At 33.2% G+C, this 795-nt stretch carries 2 protein-coding genes; both read left to right on the top strand.

The window, feature by feature from the left end:
- Positions 1–84 precede the first annotated feature (84 nt).
- Positions 85–405, top strand: coding sequence for a YbaB/EbfC family nucleoid-associated protein (locus EKL98_RS15820; RefSeq protein ID WP_126563132.1), 321 nt, complete (start codon positions 85–87; stop codon positions 403–405).
- 30 nt (positions 406–435) lie between these two features.
- On the top strand, positions 436–795 hold a 360-nt coding region (locus EKL98_RS15815; protein ID WP_148104436.1), incomplete at its 3' end, for a DUF1003 domain-containing protein.

The following is a 795-nucleotide window of genomic DNA, read 5'->3' as shown; positions in this document are numbered from 1 at the left end:
ATGAATCTATATTTTATGAAATGTTTATTAAATATAAGTTTGCAATATACTAATTTTGCAGCACATATTTTAAAAATTATTACAATGGATTTAATGGGAATGATGGGTAAATTGAAAGAAACTCAAAGAAAAATAGAAGAAACAAAATTGCGATTGGATTCGGTTTTAATAGACGAGCAAAGCACTGACGGCGCATTAAAAGTGACTTTCACAGCAAACGGAAAATTAAAATCCATCTCCATAGCTGATTCTTTATTAGAAGACAAAGAACAATTAGAAGATTATTTGATTGTTACCTTGAACAAAGCCATCGAAAAAGCGGCAAAAGTAAACCAAGCCGAATTAGATGCTGTCGCCAAAGTAGATATGCCAATGATTCCTGGAATGGATGAAATGTTCAAATAAAAAAATAAACTAACTCCCAAATTGAGTCAAATGATAAATAACAAAAACTGGCACGAAAACCACTTTGAAACATTAGGTTTTGGCAGCCGTTTGTCTGATTCAGTGGCAAAAGGAATGGGTTCTTGGAAATTTATCATCCTACAAACAGTTTTGGTAATTCTTTGGATGGTCTTAAATATTGTTGGCTTTTTCTATCATTGGGATGTGTACCCTTTCAGCTTGCTCAATCTTCTTTTTTCGACCCAAGCTGCTTATGCTGCGCCAATAATTATGATGTCCCAAAACCGACAAAGCGAAAGAGATAGATTGCAAGCACAAGCGGATTATCAAACCAACATTGATGCAAAAAAAGAAATTGAAGCTTTAACTATAATCCTTAATAAATTGGAT

Source organism: Flavobacterium bomense (assembly GCF_003970355.1).
This window is presented reverse-complemented; position numbering and strand designations above follow the sequence as displayed.

What these genes read in the sequence shown, in the direction of transcription:
- EKL98_RS15820 (WP_126563132.1), top strand. Translation starts at nt 85, where the DNA reads ATGGATTTAATGGGAATGATGGGTAAATTGAAAGAAACTCAAAGAAAA.